The sequence below is a fragment of the Celeribacter sp. genome, assembly GCF_048259695.1.
GTDB lineage: Bacteria > Pseudomonadota > Alphaproteobacteria > Rhodobacterales > Rhodobacteraceae > Celeribacter.
Genome location: NZ_JBLXHL010000052.1, coordinates 1 through 5,502, shown reverse-complemented (window position 1 = coordinate 5,502; position 5,502 = coordinate 1). Strand labels below are relative to the sequence as shown.

The following is a 5,502-nucleotide window of genomic DNA, read 5'->3' as shown; positions in this document are numbered from 1 at the left end:
TTCGAGGAGCTGCTGCCGCGAGCCTTCACCCAGTCACGGCGCACTGATCTCTGGTGGTGCCGCAAGGCCGGCATGATAGCGGTCAACGCCAGCAGCGCATCGAAGGCAGAGCAGGTGCTCGACCTGCTGCGCCAGTCGCTGGGCAGCTTGAAGGTGACGCCCATCGCGGTGCAGCGGCCGCCCAGCCAGGTGATGGGCGAATGGTTGACGCGACCAGAGGCACGGCCGGATGGGCTGATCATTGGCGATGCCGTCACGCTGGCAGCGCCTGGCGGCGAGGATGGCGTCTTGCGCGCCCGCCTATTCGACCTCGATGGCGAGGAGATCCAGACGGCGCTGAGCTTGGGCCGGATACCCACCAGCCTGGCCATCGAGATCGACGGGCGCGTGGCCTTCACCCTGGGCGATGACCTCTCGATCAAAGGGCTGCGATTCGCTGATGCGGTGATCGAGGAGGCCAACGCCTCAGATGATGAGGAGGACGCCGCGGCGCGACTCGAGGCTGATTTCTTGCTGATGGCCAACGTGCTCGAGGACGCGGTGGCCGGCCTGATCGAGTGGATGGGCGGCGAGGCTCAGCCCACCGCATAGGAATAAGGAGAGACGCATGGCACTGGGACTGCAAAGCATCGTCACCATCGACGGCATCACCGCCCCGATGATCGAGCACGCTGCTGCGCGCGGCATCATGCGGGGCACGCTGCTGTCACGCATGACACGCATCGGGAGATCCGACGCACTCGCGCTGCTGGGGCCGGCGACTCGATCACGCAAGCCAGTGCCACCGCCTACCCGCGAGGAGGTGATAGCGCACCTGCTGCGCACTCCCGCCGGCAGGCTCGCCACGGCCAAGCGCTTGGGCGATTACGCCTCGACATACTACGGGCCCGCCTGATGCCACCACTACCCAAGGACGCAACACCATGACGCGCGATGATCTGATAGAGAAGCTGGTGACCACCCTGCCGGCATGGCCGTCACCGGCCGACCACTGCAGCCAGCCGGCCCCCACTGAGGACGGCCACCGCGAGGGCTGGGAGAAAGGGCCGCAAGATAACCAATGGCACTACAGCCTGATAGCCGATCACGGCGGTCGCATCAGCGTCACCCGCGAGCAATGGGAAGGCGCATTGATAGAAAAGCTGCAGCGCCTCGAGCAGCCGGCGCAAAAGGATGCCCGCGCAACGCACCCCCGCGACATCGGCAAGCCGTTTGCTGACAGCGTGGTGCCCCGCCTGGGCCTCGATGATGCCCTGCTCGAGCTGGCCAAGCATCTGACGGTGTGGCCCATGCCCGCTGATGATCCTGATGACCTGGCGGCGCTACCCGAAGCGCTCGAGGGCTGGCAGTGGTTTGAGCCAGGCGCGGGCGATGGGTGGCTGGTGCGCTCGCGCGGGTACGGGGTGCGCGATGCCATTGGCTATAGCGAATGGCGACGGATGCGACAGCAGATCGCAGAGAGCGACTGGCCAGAGAGTGAGCAGCGCCTCGATCACATCGGCCAGAACGGCGGCACCGGCGAGCACTACCCCGACAGCAAGGCCAGCAATCCCAAGGACGCACTAGGCGCGGGCAAACTGCCCTTGCACCTATGGCCGGCCACCGCCACCGCGCACGGATCACTCGCCCTGATGGATGGCGCTCTCAAATACGGGCGCACCAATTGGCGGCCAGCTGGGGTGCGGGCCTCCACCTATGTCAGCGCCAGCATGCGCCACCTCAATGCCTGGTTTGAGGGCGAGGATCTGGCACCCGACAGCGGGCTGAGCCACCTGGCGCACGCCTTGGCCGGCCTCGCCATCCTGATCGACGCGGAGGAGGCCGGCATGATGACGGATGATCGCATGATCCCTGGCGGCTATCTCAATGCCATCGACAAGCTGACGCCGGAAGTCGCGCGCCTGATCGCCAGGCATGCCGATAAGCACCCCCACCACTACACCATTCAGGATGCTGACCAGTGAGCAGATCCACCAAGCGATGCACTCAATGCGGCAGCCATCGCCTGGTCTTGTACTCCAGCACCAATGAGAAGCAATGCGGCCAGTGCCTGCACGTCATGCCCTGGCTGCTCGAGGAAGGCCAGCCGCCCCTGCTGGGGCCGGCGCGCAAGATCCGCCACGCCAAGCATCGGAGCAATGACCAATGAGCCAACAGCACGGGGCAGCCATTCGAGCTGCCGCCCTGGTAGCCCAGCTGCGCCACGATCGCGCGTCATTCGAGGCACTGATCGCGGCCGCTGAGGCTATCGAGCAGCTGGAGCGTGACCACCATGCCGAGATCACCAGCCGCGAGCGGGTGCAGGCGGAGCTGGCAGCGGTGAAGGCTGAGCGCGACGGGCTGGGGCGCATGGTCCATGACAAAGCCGTGCAGCTGCAGAGGGCTGAGCGCGCCCTGCACGACGCCTGCGACTACCTGGGCAGCAACAGACTCAACGCCATCGGCAGCGGCTACTGGCTTCACCGCCAGATGATCGAAGCGCTCGACGATAACGCAAACAACAGATTCTGAGGATTCACTGATGACCAATTTAAGCGATATGCCGATGGTCACCATCGAGCAAAAAAACCGCTTTCGTGAGGCGGCACTGAAGGTGGAGGCGGATCGGGACGCTCTGGCGGCGTGGCTTGATGAATGCTTATCGGCAATGCGCCATGCCAGCGAGTTTCTTGATGAGTTCGACAAAGATGCGGCGCTGGCCTTGCATCGAATGAATAGCCTTTCGTCGCGCTCACGCGGACCTGACGCGAGCCTCACCGCCCGCGACGCACGCATGAAGTCTGAGGCGCTGGAAGAGGCTGGGTCGATCTGCATGAGCATTGAGTGCGGCCAGCGGGAAATGTCCTACAAGTACACAGAGACAGATGGCGATGGCGACGAGATGGTCGTGGGGCAGGGCGTCAACTACGCCAACAAGGCTATGGGCGCTGGCCACTGTCGCGAGCGAATAGCTGAAATGATCGCCGAGTACCGCAAGCAGGCGGAGGGCGAGGCATGAGCAATCCGAAAGCTACCTGGTGCATATCGCTCGACACCGAGTGCCCAGAATGCGGCGAAGCCATCGACCTGTTTGAACAGGACTGGGTTAACGCCGCATTGTCTGACCGAACGTTTGATGTTTGCGAGCGTGACACAAGATGGACGACCGACGTTAACGTGACATGCCCGAAATGCAGCGTCGATTTTAAGGTTGATTTTGAATACTGAGACGGAGGGCGAGGCATGATGATCGCAACACACAAGGGCACCCAGCAGGATCTCGCCGGCCAGCTTGAGCATCTGGCTGCTGAGCTGGGCGATCTGCGCGCCAGCCTCAATGGGCGCGATGCTTACATGATGGCCAAAGGCGTGCGCCAGGCTATCGAAGTTGCGCGAGGCCGTTGGTTTTGCCGAGTAGCGGATCTTGAGGAGTGGGCCGCTAGACGCGAGGCGGTGGCCACCGCCCCGCCTGAGCCGGTCGAGCCTACCATCGAGCAAAAGCGTACCCAGCTGCGCGCGGAGCTGAGCGACCTACAGACGGCATGCGCCACCAGAGAGATCACGCCGGCGCTGGCCAGCATGATCACCGGCCGGATCATGCGCGAGGATGCCGCCCTGGCTCGATGCGAGCAGGCGGCGAGGATCGCATCATGACAGATCCAGTGGCCGTGGCACTGATGACAGTGGTGGTGATCGGCATCGCGCTGATGGGCGCACTGATGGCCAGCTGCTGGCGCGCCAGGGTGATCGGCAGACGCCGGCGAGAGTCGCTGCACGAATACCGGCAGCGAAAACAGTAGACACCACGCCACCCTCGAGGTGGTTTTTTATGCCCGCGAGGAGGGTCAGATGCGGCAGGTATCACAGGCGGAATGGGTGCCGCCAGATCACGGTGCGTGTCCTCAGTGCGACGGGCGCGGCGAATATCGCGGCACGTTCCACACCTCACCATGCGCCCACTGCCACGGCACTGGATACGCCGCCCCTGATGGCGAGGCGCTGCCGGCTGAGGATCTGATCGCCATGATCAGCCGCCGGCGCGATCACTGGCGGCGCGCGCATGCGCAGCTGCTGAGGGTGCCTGGCGTGCGCGAGGCAGTGGAGCAGCACAAGACACGGCAGCAGGCAGAGCAGGAACGCCAGGCCATGGGGTACGGGTCCGGCAGGTATCAAGGCGATTGATAGAGAGGCGATCACGATGGAATTGCTCACACCGGAGACGGTAGCGCGCCAGCTGAGCATGAGCATCAGCTGGGTCTATACGCACAAGCATGAAATAGGGTTTGTGCGACTCGGCAAGTCAATACGTTTTGAGCCTGATGCGGTTAAAGAATATGCTGAGGGGTGCAAGCGTGGCCCCAACGTAGAAGAGGGCACCAGATGGGAATCAAAATCAGATACCGCGAGGACCGCGACCAATGGGTGGTCACAGAGATCAGCAACGGTCGGCGGCATCAGCGATCTTTTGCGGGCGAGAAGCAAGGAAAGAAGCAAGCCAGAGAGTATGCAGCAGCCAGAGAGGCGGCATTAGATGAGGCCGCTTTCCAGGGCGAGGCCATGGGGCGGGAGCGCCGGCGCACATTCCTCGAGGGATTAGAGCGCTGGGTCAGCGAGTACGACGTGGCCAGCCAGGCAAAGGCCATCAGGCCGGTGGCGGCGTATATGGGCGAGGATGTGCTGATCGGCCAGGAAACGGTCGATAAGGCGAGAGAGATGGCAAGCCATCTCAGGAAGGCGGGACGCGCTCAAAGCACCATCAATAACCACCTGCAGGTGGTAAAGCGGGTGCTCAATCTGGCGTATATCGAGTGGGGCTGGATCAGCCACCCGCTAGGCGACAAGATCCGTAAGAAGACGCCCAAGAATGAGCGCCATGTCTACCTCGATGCCGATCAGCTGACACGCCTGATGGAAGCGATACCAGACAAGCGGCAGACCGACAAACGGGTGATCGCCCTGGCAGCCTTGACGGGACTGCGCCAGGGCGAACTGCTCGCGCTGGAGCCTTCAAACATCCACGGCAATCGCATACTGCTGCGACCAGATCAGACCAAATCGGGCAAAGCTCGAGTGGTGCCGGTGCCAGAGGATGCACTGCCATGGTTACACGCCCTGCCATTCGATACCACCTATGCGCGGTTGCGCAAGACATGGGAAGACGCGCGCAAGGCGGTGGGCCGTCCGGATCTGCGCTTTCATGATCTGCGCCATAGCTATGCGAGCATGCTGGCGCAGGCTGGTGAAAGCATGACAACAGTGCGCGACCTGCTGGGGCACTCGAGCCTGATCGTCACCAGCCGTTACTCGCACATATTCGACAAGGATCTCGACAGCGTGGCCATCAAGCTGCCGTCATTCCTAAATCAAAAACGCGGCGAAAACGCGGCGACGCACTAAAAGGAGGTAGGCCAGAAACGCAAACAGCCGCTCGTAAGCGACTGTTTTCAAAGGTGGTGCCGGTGGTCGGACTCGAACCGACACGCCTATTAAGCGGCGGATTTTGAATCCGCCCAGAGCAAAATC

10 protein-coding genes and 1 pseudogene are annotated in these 5,502 nt (G+C 62.8%); all 11 read left to right on the top strand.

Features of this window, described 5'->3' with window-relative positions:
- A partial coding sequence (locus ACN0Q0_RS17560; RefSeq protein ID WP_417244483.1) for a recombination-associated protein RdgC occupies positions 1-591 on the top strand: 591 nt, incomplete at its 5' end.
- 16 nt (positions 592-607) lie between these two features.
- Positions 608-895: a hypothetical protein gene (locus ACN0Q0_RS17555; RefSeq protein WP_417244482.1), complete on the top strand. Its 288-nt coding sequence runs from the start codon at positions 608-610 to the stop codon at positions 893-895.
- A gap of 28 nt (positions 896-923) precedes the next feature.
- Positions 924-1,964: a dATP/dGTP diphosphohydrolase domain-containing protein gene (locus ACN0Q0_RS17550; RefSeq protein ID WP_417244481.1), complete on the top strand. Its 1,041-nt coding sequence runs from the start codon at positions 924-926 to the stop codon at positions 1,962-1,964.
- 181 nt (positions 1,965-2,145) lie between these two features.
- Positions 2,146-2,511 (top strand): hypothetical protein, encoded by a 366-nt coding sequence (locus tag ACN0Q0_RS17545; protein WP_417244480.1) that lies wholly within the window; start codon positions 2,146-2,148, stop codon positions 2,509-2,511.
- A gap of 10 nt (positions 2,512-2,521) precedes the next feature.
- Entirely contained in the window at positions 2,522-2,998 is a 477-nt protein-coding gene (locus ACN0Q0_RS17540; RefSeq protein ID WP_417244479.1) for a hypothetical protein, read from the top strand.
- A complete protein-coding gene (locus tag ACN0Q0_RS17535) occupies positions 2,995-3,207 on the top strand; it encodes a hypothetical protein (protein ID WP_417244478.1) in 213 nt (70 codons plus the stop codon). The genes ACN0Q0_RS17540 and ACN0Q0_RS17535 overlap by 4 nt, the downstream gene beginning before the upstream one ends.
- A 15-nt stretch (positions 3,208-3,222) precedes the next feature.
- Entirely contained in the window at positions 3,223-3,633 is a 411-nt protein-coding gene (locus tag ACN0Q0_RS17530; RefSeq protein ID WP_417244477.1) for a hypothetical protein, read from the top strand.
- The gene (locus ACN0Q0_RS17525; protein WP_417244476.1) at positions 3,630-3,779 is read left to right on the top strand and encodes a hypothetical protein; all 150 of its coding nucleotides are present in this window, start codon (positions 3,630-3,632) and stop codon (positions 3,777-3,779) included. Before ACN0Q0_RS17530 ends, ACN0Q0_RS17525 begins: the two co-directional genes overlap by 4 nt.
- 49 nt (positions 3,780-3,828) lie before the next feature.
- Positions 3,829-4,161, top strand: coding sequence for a hypothetical protein (locus ACN0Q0_RS17520; protein WP_417244475.1), 333 nt, complete (start codon positions 3,829-3,831; stop codon positions 4,159-4,161).
- Positions 4,162-4,177: 16 nt separating this feature from the next.
- Positions 4,178-4,309: pseudogene (locus ACN0Q0_RS17515) on the top strand (hypothetical protein); the annotation flags it as partial.
- Positions 4,310-4,359: 50 nt separating this feature from the next.
- Positions 4,360-5,376 carry a tyrosine-type recombinase/integrase gene (locus ACN0Q0_RS17510; protein WP_284727595.1) on the top strand — a complete coding sequence of 339 codons (1,017 nt, stop codon included), beginning with the start codon at positions 4,360-4,362 and terminating at the stop codon, positions 5,374-5,376.
- The last annotated feature ends 126 nt before the right edge of the window (positions 5,377-5,502 follow it).